This window comes from Peribacillus sp. NPDC056705 (assembly GCF_043656335.1).
This window is the reverse complement of the sequence record NZ_JBHTYI010000042.1, coordinates 1-18,489: the sequence shown is the minus strand read 5'-3', so window position 1 is coordinate 18,489 and position 18,489 is coordinate 1. Positions and strand designations below refer to the sequence as shown.

The following is an 18,489-nucleotide window of genomic DNA, read 5'->3' as shown; positions in this document are numbered from 1 at the left end:
CATCGCTTTTTTTATTTCGACATTGCTAGCATGCCTTGTAAAATGACCTCAATACTCCATTCAAAACGTTCGATGCATCCGCATGCGAACATCTCTGATTTTAGCATCATAATCAATGGATATTTTGCTGGATCTGCTTGATTATAAAGTGCAATCATATCACCTAAGTCCGTGCTTTCCTCTTCTACTCGACTTCCACGTTCAAATGACAGTGAAGCAATATATAGTAAGAGAATGTCAATTCACCAAGCCATACTACGTTCACTCATACCACCGATTTTCAAATATTTCAGTAAGCATTCATTGATTTTTAAAGAGTTTTGACCATATGGAGAAATAGTCATTGCAAGCTTTCTAGGCATACTTTAAAAAAGAGCCTCTCCAAATGTATCTTCTCTTCCTTGTTTGTTACTATTTCATTTATTTGCTCTGGCACTTTCTTAATACCCTGTTTTGTTTCAGTTGTATTTTTTTTTGCCATTCCCCATCATTCCTATTCATAATAATTCTTGTTTATTAAATGTTGGACTGGCACAAAGGTTAATAGGCATTTAATGGTTTTTAACAATGGAGCCGTAATTCACATGAAATATATTACAACTTTCCTTTTACAAAATTAAACAAAAAGCAACAATATTAAACAATGAACACAGTTGATTATCATAATACAGTTTATAGGAATTATAGTGGAATAAAATCCAGTAATTTTGTACTCCTTAATTACTAGATCTTTTTTTAGTATCACAGTACTTTTTAAACAGGAAAAACAACCTAATATTTGTTCTTCTAAAATAAAGTATTAATAAAATTTTTGTAGAGTGGATTTTTAACTGCCCCTGATTTTACGACAAGATATTAAGTACATTCAATTTACAATAAGCTTGTATTAAAATTTCTAGCATTATGGGGGTGCAGTTTTTGACAAAACAGAAAAAGCAGAAATGGAAAAGGAATTTATTGGTGATGACTGCCATAACCGGACTAGTGTTCTCTACATTTTATCCAGGCCTAAGTATTCCGGTTGCAGCGGCCGAACAGCCTGACCAGCCGATTCCTAAGGAAGAATCAGTCTCAATTGTTCAACTTGTAGTACCAAATGATAAGGCAAAGGAGAAGCTTCTTGAGCTTGGAATTGACCTTACCCACAGAATCGAAGCACACGACGGAGTCTATGAAGTGGATGCCGTTGTCACACCAACAGAAATTGCCATGTTAAAGACCTTTGGCATCAATGTAAAAGAGACCCTGATCACCGAAAACCAATGGAACACACGCGTGGCAGAGCGGCAATCTACTGTCCGGATGCAAGCCAGTCTGGCAGCTTCCGAGGATACACTTAAAGTCCTTAGGGCAAACCATTTTACCAATCAATCAGGAACCTTCCTATATCTCGAAGTGAAATCAAGCGCCGGTGCGACTGCTAGCACAGCACTTAAAGCAACTTGGACCGAGAACGGTGAGGAAAAATCTGCTACACTTTCTAGATTGGTAGACTACAGTGAATATTTATATCACTATTTGCTTCTACCGGTTAGCGCCATTCCTTCATCTGTTAAAATTGAAAGTAATCTTGGAGGAACAGCTACGAGCACCATTACTGAATGGTTAGGGAAAGAGCCGAAACATCCAAAAACAGATTATGTTACCGATTTTGTTGACCACTATATGGCACCAAATGAATTATATGGACGTGCCGAAAAACTTGCAAAAGAATTTCCCAACTTGGTAGAAATCATTGATATGCCAAATAAAACAAATGGTTACAGACGGCTTGCCCAAGCAACTATCGGCGGCACGACCAATCCCGCAGTTGTTGTTTCCTCAAAAGCATGGGGGCATGAAGGCGGGAATGATGTATCGGTAGAATTCAAGAATCCGGGAACCAATAATTCACCACTAAAAGTGACTGTGGATGGTACCAAGATTTTAGTAGATTTAGCTACTGATTCGTCCGGAAAGGCAACAAGTACTGCCGCACAAGTGGTTAAAGCACTGAATGAGAATGCTGGCCAACTTGTCACTGCGACTACATACCGCGGTAATGCTGGTGCTGGTGTTGTCGCACCAACTACGAATGCTGCGATATTAACTGACGGCTTGAAGGCAGGGGCAGACGTTTCCCGTGATCCTTTTACAGTAAAAGCGATCCGAATCGGCAAGCATCGTGACGGTTCTAAACCAGGTGTTCTTGGATATGCTCAGGAGCATGCCCGTGAATGGGTGACCCCACTCGTAACAATCGAAACGGCGGAAAGACTACTGCGAAACTATAGTCAAGATAGTGAGACAAGAAAGCTTGTCGATAATCTTGATATATTCCTTGTACCTTCAGTAAACCCTGATGGTGCCAATTACAGCTTCAATGATTACAATATGCAGCGTAAGAATATGACCAATCACTGTGGTCCCACTGCCTCTGACCCTGGGTACCGTAATAATTGGGGAGTTGACCTTAACCGCAACCATTCTGTTGGATCCGTTTTTGATGGCTATATTGGCGGAGGTACAAGTTGTACGGGAGACACTTACGCTGGACCAGCTGAAAACTCTGAGCCTGAAGGAAGAAACCTAGTCTGGCTTGCTGACAAAAACCCAAATATTAAGTTTGCAATGAATATTCATAGTTATGGCGGCTACTTCATGTGGTCCCCTGGTGCTTACGATTCAAAACGTACAACACTGCCACGCCCATCAGCTGGTGAAGAAGCGTTTTACTGGGCAGCTTCTGATAACATCTTGAATGATATTCAAGACCACCGCGGAACGGTCATTCTACCTAGCCGTACAGGTCCAATTCCTGACGTACTATATTCTGCTGCAGGTAACTCTGCGGACTACCTATGGTATGAAAAGGGGATTTATGCCTGGAACTTCGAAGTAGGGGCAGATTTATGGAATAAGGATACAAAAAGATGGCAGGCAGTTGGATTCCAGCCAGCCTTTGTAGAAGGTCATGAAGAAGCAATGGAATTTGCCAATGGGTTGATTGGCTTAATTAAAGTAGCCTACAACAGTGCAAAAGACCATCAGCCGCCTTCCTCAAAAGCTACACCTGGAAACGGTAAATACACAGGTCCGGTTGATGTTAAGATTGAAACAAGTGAGCCAGCAACCATTTATTATACGCTTGACGGCAGCCGCCCTACCTTCCAATCAGCTAAAATTAAATTAAGCGGCACCCGTGAATTTGCAGAAACATTAAAAATTGAAAAGACAACAACCATCAATTATTTCACTGTGGACGCCGCAGGAAACATTGAAAAAAACTACAATCCACTTGGTAACGGGAAAAACTATAATTCTGTAACGCTTACAATAAAATGACGGTTTGCAAGGGGTTGGCCTTACGGGGCCAACTCCTTTTTGGTTCCTTTGAACTGATAGACTTCCCATTATTTTGGATACAAAATAACCAAAATCGTGTTATCGTTAATATTTCCTTTTGCGTTACTAAATCTTGGCCAGTAGTCGAAACCCTCGCATAACTAATTAACAATATGTATCATCCTCTGTCTATAAGTCTTAAATCTTTTATACTATAAATTACAGACTAACTTTTAGACATAAAACAAGAATTGAACCAATAATTGTAATATTGAACATAGTATCCATTATTTATTATAGTACGGTTAAGCTACTCATTCCGTCTTTCGTTGAATATATATAAGCAACAGCAAAAAACCCCTATCTATGTGATAGGGATTTTAAGTTTGTTATTTTGCTTTTAGCAAATTCAAATCCAATGGATCCATCATCTTGCAACACAAGAGCAGCATCCAAAGGCTTCTTTTCTTTTGCCTTCGGTTTCACCCCTTTAAAATATCCGGAAGTTCCGGTCCCAGAAAGTTAGAGCTTAAGAATTGTGTTACTGCAAAAGTAATGCCAGTTAATAAAATTGCAGTCTACTTAGATGGGATAATATCACTCAGTTAATAATCTATATGCCTTTTTTAAACAAATACAGTATTTGCACCAGAACCCTTTTTACTAATTATTTCTATACAATAAAGATGACATGCTGTAATTCCCAAAAATGTCTTTCGCATTAGAACCAATTATTAGTTTGTAATAATATCACCGTCTTCATCATCATTTGGATTGTCATAATTAGACAAGTCCTTTTCTAAAAGTATAACTTTATCCTTCTCATTCCAATCTACCTTATAACCTAATGCCTTTGCCGTTTTTATAACAGATAAATAAGAATTTTTATTTGTCTTATATGTCTTTAAATCCCTTGAGTAAATAACACCTAGACCAAGTAATAATTTATCTGATTGAATGTATGGTTTTCCATCTATTATCTTCATCTGATTAGCTTGGTAAGGGTAAACATAACCGTTTACTTTAAAGGTGAAAGGTCCTTTTTCCTCCTCTTTTATTTCTTTTGGCTTTTTAGATGTATAAGATATTCCATCTACACCTAAAACAGTCCCCTCTCTGGTATTGTCTGCTCCTCCGTACATTTTTCCAGTTTCGTAATCAAAGATAGCTGCCTGTACATTCCCGATATTTTCAGGCTTTTCTTCGAATACATTTCCTTTTGCCATTAATTCTAATCTCGTATTTTGATCAATTCCCGGTTCCCACCTAATAGTTGGATAGCCTGCTGAGTAAATACGAGGCGTTAAAATCGCTTTTTGTATTGGCATATTATGGTCAATAACATTTATAATTGTTTCAACTACTGATGCAATAATAGTGGGTCCCCCCGGAGAACCAATAGCCATAAAAGGTTTCTCGTCCTTTAGAAGAATGGTTGGAGATATGCTGCTTCTTGGGCGTTTCGTTGGCTCTACTTGGTTAACACCACCTGGTGTAGCATCAAAATCTGTCATCTCATTATTTAACATAAATCCATAACCGGGAACCATGATACCAGATCCGAACACTTGTTCAATAGTTGTTGTATAAGAAACCATATTTCCCCATTTATCTATAACAGAAAAGTGAGTTGTTTGTCCAATAGGATGTTCTTCTTTTACTGTCACTTGAGAAGAGGATTTCTTGCCTTCATATTTCCATGGATCTCCTTCTTTTACATCAGCAGTAGCCTTCTCTGGATTAATAAGCTTTCTTCTTTCTTCTATATATTTTTCATCTAAAAGTCCTTTTGTTGGCACATCATAAAAATCTTCATCTGCCACATAAGCTGCTCTATCAGCATAAGCTAAGTGCATCGCTTCGGTTAAATGTTGGAGATATTCGGGCGAATTAACCCCCATTTTTTGCACATCATAACCTTCTATTAACTTTAGTATTTGTTGAACAGTTAAACCGCCAGAACTTGGTGGAGCAGCACTTACAACTTTAAAGCCTCGATAATTTGACTCAATAGGTTTTCGTTCTTTGGCCACATAGTTTTTTAAATCTTGCTCTGTCATTGTTCCACCACGTTTTTGAACTTCTTTTACAAGAGCTTTTCCAATTTTACCTGTATAGAATGCTTTGGGTCCTTTTGCTTGAATTAATTTAAGGGTCTTTGCTAGATCCGGTTGAACAAGGATATCTCCTTCCTTTAATTGTTTACCATGCGGAACAAATACGTCTGCTGCTGTTTGATATTTCTGAAGTTTTTCTTTATTTTCGTCGATATATTGAGCCGTAGCCCAGTTGACCTTAACACCTTTCTCAGCTTGTTGAATGGCAGGATCAATAACTTGAGATAGTTTCATAGTTCCATATTTATTAAGAGCTGTTTCAACTCCCTTTAGTGTTCCTGGAACAGCTACTGCTTTTCCAGTTGTATGACGTTCACTAAAAGGAATGGGCTTGCCGCTTTTATCTAAAAATAAGTCAGGTTTTACATTCTGAGGCGCCATTTCTCGACTGTCAATCATTGTTATTTTCTTTTTATCTTTATTGTAAACCATCATAAAACCACCGCCGCCAATTCCAGACATCATTGGCTCAACAACATTTAAAGATAACTGAATAGCTGCAGCTGCATCAACTGCATTTCCCCCTTGCTCTAAAATCCTTTTACCGGCTTCAGCAGCTAATGGATGAGAAACTGAAACTATACCTTTTGTTGCTCCTTTTTTCATTGATTTATCTACTCCAGGCACGCTAGCAAATGCTGGTGTAATCAAGCAAAAAAAACTAAAAATAACTAAAGTAAATCTTATTAGATACTTCAAAAATTTCTCCCCCTTAAAAAAATATTTAATTTAATCTATAGATCCGAAAAAAGAACGTAAATTATAAATATTATGAAATTTCTTCATTTAAATTATTCATACTGTTTACTATTTCTCTTTTATTAAATTGACCTTCCCATTTTGAGATAACGATTGCCGCAAGTGAATTACCAATAACGTTTACTACTGTCCGTCCCATATCAAGAATACGGTCGATACCAGCAATAAATGCTAGGCCCTCAATAGGAATGCCGACAGTTCCCAATGTCGCTAAAAGAACTACGAAAGATACACCTGGTACACCGGCAATCCCTTTGGACGTGATCATTAGCACTAGCATTAGCGTAATTTGCTCATACACACTTAAATCGATGCCGTACATTTGAGCGATGAAGATAGCCGCTAACGCTTGGTATAATGTTGAGCCATCAAGGTTAAAGGAGTATCCAGTCGGAATAACAAATGTAGCAATATGTTTCGGACATCCCGCTTTCTCCATTTTTTCCATGATTTTCGGAAGAACCGCTTCTGAACTTGCAGTAGAGAAAGCAAGAATCAATTCTTCTTTTAGAAGTTTAATCAACGTAAAGATATTGAATCCGACAAATTTTGCAATAATGCCAAGAATGACAATTACAAAGAAAATCATTGTTCCGTAAACAGAAAGCGCTAACTTTCCTAACGGAATTAAAGATTCCAAACCGAACTTGGAGATCGTCACACCGATTAGTGCAAATACACCGATAGGAGCGAATTTCATGACCATGTTAGTTAGGTAGAACATTCCTTCAGCTGTACCTTGGAAGAAACGGAATACTGGTTTACCCTTTTCACCGATGGCCGCAATACTAAGTCCAAACAACACGGAGAAGAAAATGATCGCTAGCATATCGCCTTCTACCATGGCCTTGACTGGATTGGATGGCACAATGTGTACAAGTGTATCTACGAACGATTCATGCTGCTTGGTTTCGGCTGTATCAACATAAGTGGATATATCAGTTTGTTCCAGATTATTCATATTCACACCAGCACCAGGCTGGATGATATTCGCGGAAATTAAACCAACAACAATCGCAATCATCGTTACCACAACAAAGTATGATAATGATTTAGCACCTAGTTTACCTACCGCTTTCAAATCACCTACACCGGCAACCGCAACGATAAGGCTTGATACAATGATTGGCACAACAATCATTTTAATCATTCGTAGGAAAATGTCTCCGAATGGCTGTAAAAAGTTTTGGGCTGTCTCATTACCATAAAAAATGGTGCCAACGATAATCCCAAAAATTAAACCAATGAAAATTTGGCTAGCTAAACTTAATTTTTTCATTAAATGTCCCCTTTTTCTTTTCTTTTCTTTTCTTTCTATCTACTAAATAGTTGAATAAAGATACTTTTTAAACATACTACCTTACATAATTCTCTCTATCGCTGAAAGCCCTTTCATTTTATTTTCAGAAAATTTAACATTATTTAAATTTCAAACAACTATATTAATAATCAAATCTTCTAATTAACAGAATTATATCTACACTTTTTTTCTTATAAAATAGAAAAAAAAGAAAAAAAAGAAAAAGCATAACTCTAGTCTTTGTGAACTTAGTTACAGCCACGACTCAAGATTATGCTCATATAGTAAATTCATACCCACTCATAAAGGTTTTTAGGTCTACCAATTTTTTGATAACTCACTATTGTACGTACTTTCCCTTTTTGGATTAAATGAATTAAACAGCGATAAACTGTAGGATAAGCTAAACCTACTTCTTTTGTAATCTCAGCAATCGCACAGGGCTGAATACAAGATTGTAAAAAAACTGAAACATGGGATAAAGTCGTTTGACTCATTCCTTTCGTTACAAAAACATCACCTTTTGTCTTTGTTGCTTCGAAAAGCCGCTTATGTAATTGAATTCGAGAGATGAGGTCCGGCGCTTTTATTGGTTTTAATGCAAAATCAGTTGCCCCCTTCTCTAAAAAAAGATCAGCAATCTCTTGGCGTTCATCTACCGTTAAAACGAGAATGGGAACTTCCCTATTGAGTCTACGAATTTCAGAAACGGTCGTTAGTCCATCCATTACAGGCATATGAAAATCTACGAGAACAATGTCAATCTCATTCTTTATAAATTGTTCTACACCTTCTTTTCCATTGCAGCAAGCTATTACTTTCCATTCTGCAAAATCACAAATTTCTTTCAACATATAGCGAACTGATTTGTCGTCATCAATAACTAAAATCTTCATCATTGTTCCCCCCTGCTAGATGCATCCAAATTGTGGTTCCCTGTCCAATTTTACTTTCAATAGAAACTGTTCCTTTATGCTCTTCCACCACTTGATGAACAAAAGATAATCCAATTCCTGATTGATATTTTGTACTGTATCCAGCCTTCCAAATCTTCTTCTGCTCCTCTTCATTCATTCCTTTTCCATTATCGGATACACCTAACAAAATCTGATCGCCATAATTTTTAGCTTTTATAGTCACCTTTCCTTCAGGACATCCTTCAATGGCGTCAAAAGCATTATTAATCAAATTTACTATCGCACGAGTCATCCGGATCTTATTAACCCAAATTTTAATAGTTTCTGGTTGATCGGGTAATTCTAGATTGACCTTTTTATCGGTACCACTTAATCGGCTTGACAAGGTATAATCAACCAGACTTTTTAAAGAACAACAACTCTTGTGTGATTTATATAAAATTTCAGATATCATTTCACTCATAGAACTAATAGACAATGAAATACTACCACAATATTCTTTGGTTCTTTCATGTTTATTATATAGACCAATTAAAGAAATGAGCCCCTCAATAGAGGCTAGTGGAGTTTTTAAATCATGAACCAGATTCAACACTTCTTTATCAGAACGAGCTTCTAGAGCCTCTAACTTAATAATGTGCAGTTCTTGAATAATCCTCCATCTAACGAGAAACCCCATCAGAATAAAAGCATTAATTAGAAATATAGAACATAACACGATTGCATATAACGAAAGAGCTTGATCGAATCCAATTTCAATTGCCCATTTCTTGACGTTAGTAGAGATGGCTCCATGACCGAACCCATACCTTGTAAGAAAAGGCACCTCATCTAACCACTGTACCCCAAAAAGAATTTGAACAAGAATAAGGGATTTCATAAATAACCCCAATCTTCCTTTTTCCAATAATTGCACTAAGATGATACATAAAAGTATGATAATGGCTGGAATACCAAAGTGATAATTAGATTTAATTGATAAATTTATAATTGCATAGGTAAGTGGGATGACAGCAAGAGGAATAGCTATTCTGAGCCAATTCCTCTGTAACTTTTCTCCTAATGCATTTCCCAACATAATAGCACCAATATAAAATGGAAGTGCGCGAATTGTATTAAGCATAACTATGGAAAAAGCCATTATTAAGAGAGTATTCCCATGGGGATTTTCCTCCATAATATTCATTAGTATACCTAGGCCTACATTTTGTGAGCTAAGCCAATGCGGCATAGAAATGCCTAAGAAAATTAAAGCCATCCCCCACACTGCTTTTCCAATAAGTGACTTACTCATATACTCCCCTTTCAATCTAAGTTAGTTCTTAAAATTATATTAATTTCATTAATATTAACAAAATTCTTTTAATGATTTAATATTAAAACAATATTAATATTTTAATGATTCCTTAACAAGAAATAGTTTTGGTCAAACATAATGTGAATTTGAAAAAATATAGGGTTCGTAACGGGTTTCTCCACCATTTGCCTGTCAGCTACCGAGCGTCTTTGCACTTACTCGGGTTGGACTCTCGACAACTAGCAAATAACGGCTTGCCGGGCACGAAGGAAGCAAAGAGACGGTTCTTGTGCTTCACCAGCAAGTGAATGAAGCAGTAGAACCGTCCCCGTGCATTCTATCCTTAATTTAATTTTCGTAGATAACCTTATCGTTCACAATTGTCTTAAGTACTTTGATTTCTTTAATTTTTATAGGGTCAACTGTTAACGGATTTTCTTCCAGAACAACAAAGTCCGCAAATTTTCCTCTTTCGATTGAGCCTTTTTCATTTTCCTCGAAGTTTTGCCATGCTGCATCACTTGTTACTGCGCGAAGTGCCTCTAATGGTGTAATTCTTTGCTCCGGACCAATCACTTTTCCGCTTCTTGAAATCCGGTTAACAGCGGACCATACTGCCTGCAGCGGGTCCATTGGAGTAATGTGAGAATCAAGATGAATGCTAAATTTAATACCACGATCAATGGAAGATTTAAGAGGGCTCATCATAGCTGCACGTTCAGGCCCCATGAATATATCCCTGTGCTGATCCCCCCAAAAGAAGGTATGGGAGACAAAATATGATGGTGTAACACCCAATTTCTTCATTTCATCCAATTGATCTAATCTAGCCATTTGAGCATGCTCAATACGATGACGGGCATCCTTACGCGGATACTCCTCCTGGGCAGTACGGAAGGCGTAAAGAATATCATCAATCGCTGCGTCTCCGTTACCATGAATCGCAATTTGGTATCCAGCCTTATGCAAATCCACTACTCGCTTCGTTAATTCCTCACGACTTGTCGCCGGATATCCCCGATAATTTGGATCATCTCCCGGAGGCACGTGGTACGGTTTACTTAAATAGCCGGTGTATCCTTGAATGGATCCATCATGAGACAGCTTCACAGGGCCAAGCTTCAGCATATCACTGCCGAAACCCGTTACAATACCGCCTAATTCACCAGGGGTTATAACGCCACCAAACCCCGCACCCATGGCTGTAACCCTTAACGGCAGCAAACCTTGCTTCTGATATCTTTGTAAATCAATAAGACCCTGTTTATTTGCCCCAGCTATAATCGAGGTCGTTACACCTTTTGAGATATAATCCTGGACAGCCTTTTTAAACGCTGCAAGATTTTCCTCTTCTGTAACAACAGGAATATGCTTGCTTACAAGTTCTTTAGCAGATTCCTCTAATACCCCAGTCGGTTCTCCTGTCTTAGGGTCTCTTACAATTACCCCACCAGGCGGATCGGGAGTATCTTTTGTAATTCCCGCCAATTTAAGCGCAACACTATTAGCTACTGCTAAATGTCCGGAAGTATGTCCGATATAGATTGGATGCTCCGTTGATACCTTATCCAGATTTTCACGTGTCGGGTGACGTCCTTCCGCTAAAAGTGTCTGATCGTACCCTCGCCCGAGTATCCATTCACCTTCGTGGGTTTCCATAGCTCGATCTTTCAAGGCAATGATCAGATCATCAACATTTTTAATAGGACCTACCGGAGGACTATTTAAATTAACTTGAACAGTCCCGTCCATTCCGGAGCTCGGAAAATGACTGTGGGCATCATAGAACCCCGGCAATAACACTTTATTCATTAAATCAACGACTTTCGTGTGCTGTCCCTTTAACTTACCAATTTCCTTATTTGAACCAACGGCAATGATTTTTCCGTCCTTGACTGCTACGGCTTCGACAATGGTAGCACCTTTGTCCATGGTGATAACTTTCCCGTTAAAGTAAACAGTTTCAGGTGCAAGAGAATCAAGATGGTCTGGAAGTGTACCTGAAGAAAAGCCTACTAATGCAAGCACAAAAACTAGGGAAAAGATAAACAAACTTCTTTTACTTAAAAAATTCCTTTTCAAGAAAAAACCCCTTTTCTGATTTAAGATCCTATCCATAACACCTCTTGTTTTTGCCAAATACACCAATGATTTTCTAAGAAATATTTCATTTAAACAACTTGAAAGGGCCCCCCTCCTAAATGCTGTTGAAAAAGATTCATAAACGTCATGATGTCCGTACCAATTATAAATATATTATACTAAATATTCTGAATTTTATATAGAGTTAATTAAAAATGGGCTATTTTATCTAAAACTCATTAGGATGGCCCAATTGTTGAACAAAGATCAAACAGTACTGTTGAACTAACCTGACTTTAGCTCCATAAGAAAAAGAGTATCAACGATATCCCTAAAATCTATGCGATATTATTAAGAAGAGGACAAAGAAAACGATCAAGTTATTGCTTATCAACTTCCCGAAAAAGCTTCAAAATTGGCGATTGATTCCGTTACTTTGGCCCAACAAGGTTAGATAACTTTCCTAGTTATGTTATGTATAGAAATTTCCAGATAGTTATTACCCTGAGATTGTATAACAAGAGGGCACTCCTTTTAAAAGGGGTGTTTTTTACATGCACATAAATAATACCCAAATAAAAAATAAAATCAGGTACCTGTTTATGGTGCTAAGCTTGTACGTTTTATATAATGGATTTTTTATACCAATTAGAGATTGCAAAGTACTTGTGAACTAGCATAGGTTACTACTCGCGGGTTTCTAGCGGGGTTCTAGCTGCCTTCCTTAATTTACTTAGATGGCTCCCATTTACCTATAAAAAACGCTATCATCGTTTGGCCTACTTGGTCTTGACTTCGCTACGAGACATATGTATCCCTGGTCTTGGGATTTTCTCTTTGTCTCTACCATAGCCCTGTCCTCCTTGGCTTGCTTGTAGTCTTGTTGTGCTGTCCGAGCGTGATAGGTTGCTACTCGCGATGATTTACTGCTTTCAGTACTACCGTAGGTTGGCCCTCATTCACCCTTTTATTACATACGAGTAAAGAATCGCTCCCTGAAATAAACTCTATAAAGAAATAACTCCTGTGATTAAAGCAATAAGAATCATGACTACACATGTTCCTACTGCCCACTTTAAAGTAAACTTTTGATGTTTACCAAAATCCACCTTTGCCATCCCTACCAATAAAAGGACTCATCGCATGAATCAGTTGCCCCAGCACAGAAGCTCGTGCAATTTCAACTGGATCCACTCCGTATGCCGCGGCGGTTTAAGCTATAATAGATAATACTCCAAAATAATAAGGATCATTTGCCATTACCACTCAAAAATTCCCTTGATTGATTTTTAAATTTCAGATGTACTTTATCTTTTGGACATAAAAACACCCCCTTTAGAGGATATTATCCAAAGGGGTAAAACGGTGCAACTTTATTATAAACATCGTGACTTTATTTCAAATCCACATCATTTTCCCTTTAATTCAGCTAAATAGTGCCTAACGGCACTTTCAACTAGTTCATAAACCGTCCTATCATGAATGATTGCTTGTATTTTTAGTTCCTTCATAAGTTCAACATCCATATCGAATGAAGAACGTTTTCTTATAACGTTGGTTCGTTCTATGGTTGGTGCTGATTGTTCGTTCGCTTGTTTGACCTGTTCTTTACCACGTTTTATGCCAACGTTAAAACGTTGGTTGGTATCGTTAATAGGTTCTTTATTTACATTAGTTGAAACGTTCGCCTTTTCCTTTCCTGCTGTTGCAAAGTCATAAATAAGCTGCTCTTGTACCGTTTCCTCGTCACCTTTACCAACGAAATACCAGCCTTTTTCGCCTGAATTACTATACTCATAACCAGCTTTATTCAATGCTTTTCTTAGTAATTTTTCTGAAAGATGAACATCAGCCCTTTTGGCAATATTCGCTGGTGTATCAGTTTTAATTAACTCCAGGATTTTACCTATTTTCATTTAGTACGCTCACGGGAAAACCAATACTTTGTTTTGATATTTCGATAAGTCCCAATGTCTTTGATCAGCTCGGAAATAAGATCATAACCGCAATATGTGTGCCTCAGCGTGCTAAATTCATCCAATGTGACATAATCATCACTCTTTAATTCAACGTGGCACTCTCCACAACAAATCCCCATATCCAACACCTCCAAAAAGTATATTGATATATTCGTCGAAACTTGGTGGCCATCCTTCTTTTGTACAAAAAACAGGTATATTGACGGTCCTTTAATTAAAAAATCACGAAACGATCACTTTATTATTTCCCCCATTGTTACATTTACTTCATTACACCTGAAAATAGAATATTTCTCTGACTCTAATAAGGTTTTTAACATGTTGGTTATAAAAAAGAATGAATTAAAAATAGAATAGCAAAAGCAACACCAGACCGCAAATGCCACTTCCGGTCCCTCCTCTGATATCGAAATATTCCCGATATAGGAACTGGAAGCAGGACTAGCAAGGAAAGCAATCCACTTATATTATTTAAATCAAATTTGAAGCCGTGCATAAAAACAGCTACCGTATGCAAAATAATAAAAGCGATGGCGATAATCGCTGCTGGAGTATGCCATCTTCGGGCAAAGCGCAGCAAAGTAGACAACCATTTTTTTACCTTGCCTTGACCTTTAAGCATACGAAGCCTAATAACTCGAAGAAATACATAATAAGCAAGTACAAAAAATAAGGCAATTCTTGCATTGGAGCCAAAACCTTTAAATGTATGTTCAAACTGCCTGCTGTGAAGAGTGGTTAATGAAAGTTGTAATAGTCCCTTAATTCCCCAAAGCATTATCGAAGCAGCGATAATAATCGCCACGATTACCCATATACGTTCCTTTTTAGGAATCCACCCTTGTTTTTGGACCTTGACTTCCCGTGTATTCATTGATCTGTCCTCCTATAAATAAGATTAGTATATACACTACATTTCTGCATTTTTAAATTAAAATAACCTTTAGATTCTTAACTTGGTCATTATCACCGAAACCCCATCTACTACTTAAGTGCCCGATAGATTAAATAAAATACTTCACCTCGTTTAAATTAATTCTGTAAGAACCTTACATTATGTCTCAACACTACGTTGTTCAAATAAACTAATATAGAAATTATAGCTATAACTAAAAAGCAATTACTATCCTATATTTCCGTAGGTACATGGAATAACTTTTCTTCGGACGTAAAATGATATTAGATTATTATTTATGTCCTTTCATGCCCTTTATAAACCAATCACATATTATTAGTGTATTTATCTGATTGAAGAGAGGATTAACTACATAAAAAGACAAATTTCAATGAATTTGCCCCTAAAATATGTATCTTTTTCAACGTGTATCATAAAAAAAGGATGGAACCAATGCGATCCCATCCTAAAAAACTTTATTGATTGTGTTTCTTTTCCTCTTGTTGTTTATGCTTCTCTTCCTTTTGTTTGTGTTTCTTTTCCTCTTGTTGTTTATGCTTCTCCTTTTGTTTGTGTTTCTTTTCCTCTTGTTGTTTATGCTTCTCTTCCTTTTGTTTGTATTTATTTTCCTCTTGTTGTTTATGCCTCTCTTCCCTTTGCTTATGTTTTTTATCCTCTTTATTGCCATCAATATCAAATGGTTTATCTTTATTATTTTTTGTAACTGGTGGAGCTTCTTCAGCATTTGCACCCTTAATGAACAGTTCATTATTCACCTGGTATACATCACTAGGCTGTTGGAAGCTACTTCGGTCTGTTCCAAACGCTTCCAGCATGACCTTAAACATTTGGTGCGAGATTTTAGTTGTATTTCCATCCATATAATTACCTGAACCATTTTTAGTATATCCAGTCCAAACCGCCATAGTGTATTGCGGTGTATAACCAGCGAACCAACTATCATTTACCGAACCGGATGGATATCCATATTGTGCTCTGGTTTTACTGTCAAAATTGGTTGTGCCAGTTTTTCCAGCCACATCTAGTCCAAGGACATTTGCTGTTTTTCCTGTACCAGATTTTACGACTGTCCGTAACATATCCGTCACCAAATAAGCTGTGTAATCATGCATAGCACGTTTTGGCTTTGGAGTAAAATTAACAACTCTGCTATCAGGATAGACAACTTTACGAACAAAATGTGGTGTATTGTATTCACCGTTATTTCCAAAAGCACTATATGCCCCTGCCAACTCTAATGGATTAACCGTATTACTTCCAATCGCATATGATTCGTACACCTTATTATTATTAAAAGTAATACCCAGATTTTCTGCAAAGTTTTGTGCTTTATCCATCCCTACTTCTTGCAGGGTAAGGAGTGCTGGAATATTGTATGACCATTGAAGTGCTGTTCTAATCGACAACATTCCGTGATATTGATGGTCCCAGTTAGAAATGGATTGACCATTTGAGTAGGTTATCTCATGATCATTAATTTGGTGTGCTGTAGACCATTTTGAATTTTCAATAGCCGGACCATAATCAAAGACTGGCTTGAAAGTAGAACCTGGTTGACGTTTAATATCAACCGCAAAGTTGTTGCCTCGGAAGGAAGCTTTATATTGGTTTCGACCGCTCCCAATAGCTCGAACTTCTCCTGTTTTTGTATCTAAAAATACGAAGGCTCCTTGAAAATTGTCATTTGGATAAGAAATAATCGCATCGGTGTTCATTATTTTGTCCGCAAAGGTCTGAGCTTTTGGATCTAGCGTCGTATAAATAGATAATCCATCCGAACTGATATCTACATTTTCCAGCTTTCTTTCAACTTCTTTTACAACAGCGTCCAAAAATGCCTCGTACGGCATTCCTGGTTGTTTTTTCGTTTTTGGAACAAGTCCTGCTGTAACTGGAACCTTCTTTGCATCATCCAATTGCTGTTTCGTAATATACCCTTGTTTATACATAGCTTCTAAAACAATATTACGACGATTTGTTGCAGCTTTCACATGTTCGGGTTCAGTGGGATCGTAATAACTTGGACTCTGCGGGAGCCCAGCCAGCATAGCGGCCTCCGGAAGCGTTAATTTATTTAGATGATCGGCATCAATTCCGTAGTAATTTTTGGCGGCAGCTGCTACACCATATGCCCCGTCTCCAAGGTAGATCTTATTTAAATACATCATTAAGATTTGATGTTTGGAATACTTTTGCTCAAGCTGATAGGCCAAGCTCCATTCCTGTACCTTTCGCTTTATTGTTTTCTGAGGTGACAAAAAGGAGTTTTTAATGACCTGCTGTGTAATCGTACTTCCGCCTTGAGATCCGAAATCCCCTTTTAGGTTCTTGAAGATTGCTCTCGAAGTTCCTTTTATATCAATGCCATTGTGTTCATAAAAATGTGCATCCTCCGTGGCAATGAAAGCATGTTCCAACATTTTTGGAACTTGAGAATACTTAATTTTTGTCCGCTTTTCTTTACCATATTCGTAAATGAAATTCCCGTTTTTATCGTATAATTTGGTAGAAAGGGGATCGACTAATTTTGAAGCTTCTATTTTGGGTGCATCCTTAATCATTGCTGCAACCGTAACTGCCCCTATTCCAATTGAAACAACACCTAATAATAAACACCAAAGTAAAACTTTTTTCAAGAAAGACCTTCTTTTAGGTGAGTTTTTACCTTTTTTTTGATCTTGTTTTGTTTTTTCCACTTGTTTTCGTTCCTGACGAGAACGATACATTTCTGACATTAATCTTCTCTCCCATATTCAAGTTACTCAACAAAATTGAAGAAAACTATGCAAATAACCTTTTATTTACTCACTAGTCATTTATGATCAGTATGGTATTTAAAACAATGCATTTCATTCAAAACCTGTATATAACGTATTAAGGAAGAATTTATCCTATACTCTCCTTGGTCGGTTTTCGCAATAAAGTAATTACTTCGTACTATCTTATCTAATACATCTTTTAGAACGTCTTCCTTCTTTACATCTGGCCCTTTTATTATTTTTTCTCGTTTAATATCATCATCCAAGGTATAACAAACAATAAATTTCTTCAAATTAGATCCCCCTTTCGAGAACAACTTCTGATTGTCTTAAGTAGGGAAACACGTCTACTCGAATAGTCTTAAAATTTATAAACTAAATAAGAATGCAATTATCGACCAGCTTTGTCTTTCAAAGACGTTATACATGAAGCAAATACCCATGTTATAAATGCTGGATAGCAATCCTACTATTTTTGAAAAATACCTTTGTGTACCATCTATAAATATTTCATGAATACCATAGATACAGCCTAAAAAGATATATATCAAAGCGTGTATAGAAAATTTCATTTTTTTAAGTCTATTTATATTAATTCGAATTGAACCTTAGTATTAAGGGGGCAAAATATTTAATCCTCGATTCCCCCCTCTATATAAAGACCAAATCTGCACCTTAGCCAATAAAAAAAGCCACCAATTATGGCAGCTGGATCTTCGACTTTTGTTCCCCTTTAAGCACATTCTCTTTTTCTATATTTTATGTTCGTTTTACGTAATAACCTGGATAACTTACCTATATATAAGCCATCCAAGAGACACCCTAAGGATCTTGGTGTTTGTCTGAATCTATCCTTGAAGCTTTTCAGGGATGGATTTTTATTTTTTATTTTTCTTAGCTGAATAATATGTCTCAAGAGCGACTTAAAAGAGAGCTGGGTTTTCAACCCGTCTTAATTGCACTAACCTGCCCCGATAGTTGCATAAGAAAAGCCGCCTTTAAGACGGCTCTGACCTTCAGCTAACGCACCCGTTAGTTC

General features: G+C 37.2%; 13 protein-coding genes and 2 pseudogenes. 1 reads left to right on the top strand and 14 read right to left on the bottom strand.

What is annotated here, in order from left to right:
* Positions 1-11 precede the first annotated feature (11 nt).
* Together ACFRAK_RS25350 and ACFRAK_RS25345 are read right to left on the bottom strand one after the other, a co-directional pair.
* Positions 12-158 carry a hypothetical protein gene (locus ACFRAK_RS25350; RefSeq protein WP_387706347.1) on the bottom strand — a complete coding sequence of 49 codons (147 nt, stop codon included), beginning with the start codon at positions 156-158 and terminating at the stop codon, positions 12-14.
* Between the two features lie 182 nt (positions 159-340).
* Entirely contained in the window at positions 341-481 is a 141-nt protein-coding gene (locus ACFRAK_RS25345; RefSeq protein WP_387604827.1) for a hypothetical protein, read from the bottom strand.
* Positions 482-918: 437 nt separating this feature from the next.
* Between ACFRAK_RS25345 and ACFRAK_RS25340 the strand changes: the two genes are divergently transcribed.
* Positions 919-3,324 carry a M14 family metallopeptidase gene (locus ACFRAK_RS25340; RefSeq protein ID WP_387706345.1) on the top strand — a complete coding sequence of 802 codons (2,406 nt, stop codon included), beginning with the start codon at positions 919-921 and terminating at the stop codon, positions 3,322-3,324.
* Between the two features lie 491 nt (positions 3,325-3,815).
* On the opposite strand, the pseudogene ACFRAK_RS25335 reads toward ACFRAK_RS25340, so the two are convergent.
* The 12 genes and pseudogenes from ACFRAK_RS25335 to ACFRAK_RS25280 all read right to left on the bottom strand — a co-directional run.
* Positions 3,816-3,899, bottom strand: a pseudogene (locus tag ACFRAK_RS25335) (L-lactate permease); the annotation flags it as partial.
* Positions 3,900-4,058: 159 nt separating this feature from the next.
* Positions 4,059-6,140 carry a gamma-glutamyltransferase gene (gene ggt / locus ACFRAK_RS25330; protein ID WP_394572736.1) on the bottom strand — a complete coding sequence of 694 codons (2,082 nt, stop codon included), beginning with the start codon at positions 6,138-6,140 and terminating at the stop codon, positions 4,059-4,061.
* Positions 6,141-6,210: 70 nt separating this feature from the next.
* Positions 6,211-7,479, bottom strand: a complete 1,269-nt coding sequence (locus ACFRAK_RS25325; RefSeq protein ID WP_387604821.1) for a cation:dicarboxylate symporter family transporter — start codon at positions 7,477-7,479, stop codon at positions 6,211-6,213.
* Between the two features lie 311 nt (positions 7,480-7,790).
* Positions 7,791-8,399, bottom strand: coding sequence for a response regulator (locus ACFRAK_RS25320; protein WP_387604819.1), 609 nt, complete (start codon positions 8,397-8,399; stop codon positions 7,791-7,793).
* Positions 8,377-9,711, bottom strand: coding sequence for a sensor histidine kinase (locus ACFRAK_RS25315; protein WP_387707197.1), 1,335 nt, complete (start codon positions 9,709-9,711; stop codon positions 8,377-8,379). Before ACFRAK_RS25315 ends, ACFRAK_RS25320 begins: the two co-directional genes overlap by 23 nt.
* 351 nt (positions 9,712-10,062) lie before the next feature.
* The gene (locus ACFRAK_RS25310) at positions 10,063-11,796 is read right to left on the bottom strand and encodes an amidohydrolase (RefSeq protein WP_394572735.1); all 1,734 of its coding nucleotides are present in this window, start codon (positions 11,794-11,796) and stop codon (positions 10,063-10,065) included.
* Positions 11,797-12,803: 1,007 nt separating this feature from the next.
* Positions 12,804-13,056, bottom strand: a pseudogene (locus ACFRAK_RS25305) (citrate transporter); the annotation flags it as partial.
* 149 nt (positions 13,057-13,205) lie between these two features.
* Positions 13,206-13,712, bottom strand: coding sequence for a hypothetical protein (locus tag ACFRAK_RS25300; RefSeq protein WP_387707201.1), 507 nt, complete (start codon positions 13,710-13,712; stop codon positions 13,206-13,208).
* Positions 13,709-13,894: a hypothetical protein gene (locus tag ACFRAK_RS25295; protein WP_387604811.1), complete on the bottom strand. Its 186-nt coding sequence runs from the start codon at positions 13,892-13,894 to the stop codon at positions 13,709-13,711. Before ACFRAK_RS25295 ends, ACFRAK_RS25300 begins: the two co-directional genes overlap by 4 nt.
* Positions 13,895-14,100: 206 nt before the next feature.
* On the bottom strand, positions 14,101-14,649 hold the full coding sequence (locus ACFRAK_RS25290) for a hypothetical protein (RefSeq protein ID WP_387707203.1): 549 nt from the start codon (positions 14,647-14,649) through the stop codon (positions 14,101-14,103).
* Positions 14,650-15,146: 497 nt separating this feature from the next.
* Positions 15,147-17,387, bottom strand: coding sequence for a transglycosylase domain-containing protein (locus tag ACFRAK_RS25285; RefSeq protein WP_387707205.1), 2,241 nt, complete (start codon positions 17,385-17,387; stop codon positions 15,147-15,149).
* Positions 17,388-17,503: 116 nt separating this feature from the next.
* Entirely contained in the window at positions 17,504-17,743 is a 240-nt protein-coding gene (locus ACFRAK_RS25280; protein WP_260288771.1) for a hypothetical protein, read from the bottom strand.
* Positions 17,744-18,489: the final 746 nt, after the last annotated feature.

What these genes read in the sequence shown, in the direction of transcription:
- ACFRAK_RS25350 (WP_387706347.1), bottom strand. Translation starts at nt 158, where the DNA reads ATGATTGCACTTTATAATCAAGCAGATCCAGCAAAATATCCATTGATT.
- ACFRAK_RS25345 (WP_387604827.1), bottom strand. Translation starts at nt 481, where the DNA reads ATGGCAAAAAAAAATACAACTGAAACAAAACAGGGTATTAAGAAAGTG.
- ACFRAK_RS25325 (WP_387604821.1), bottom strand. Translation starts at nt 7,479, where the DNA reads ATGAAAAAATTAAGTTTAGCTAGCCAAATTTTCATTGGTTTAATTTTT.
- ACFRAK_RS25320 (WP_387604819.1), bottom strand. Translation starts at nt 8,399, where the DNA reads ATGATGAAGATTTTAGTTATTGATGACGACAAATCAGTTCGCTATATG.
- ACFRAK_RS25315 (WP_387707197.1), bottom strand. Translation starts at nt 9,711, where the DNA reads ATGAGTAAGTCACTTATTGGAAAAGCAGTGTGGGGGATGGCTTTAATT.
- ACFRAK_RS25300 (WP_387707201.1), bottom strand. Translation starts at nt 13,712, where the DNA reads ATGAAAATAGGTAAAATCCTGGAGTTAATTAAAACTGATACACCAGCG.
- ACFRAK_RS25295 (WP_387604811.1), bottom strand. Translation starts at nt 13,894, where the DNA reads ATGGGGATTTGTTGTGGAGAGTGCCACGTTGAATTAAAGAGTGATGAT.
- ACFRAK_RS25290 (WP_387707203.1), bottom strand. Translation starts at nt 14,649, where the DNA reads ATGAATACACGGGAAGTCAAGGTCCAAAAACAAGGGTGGATTCCTAAA.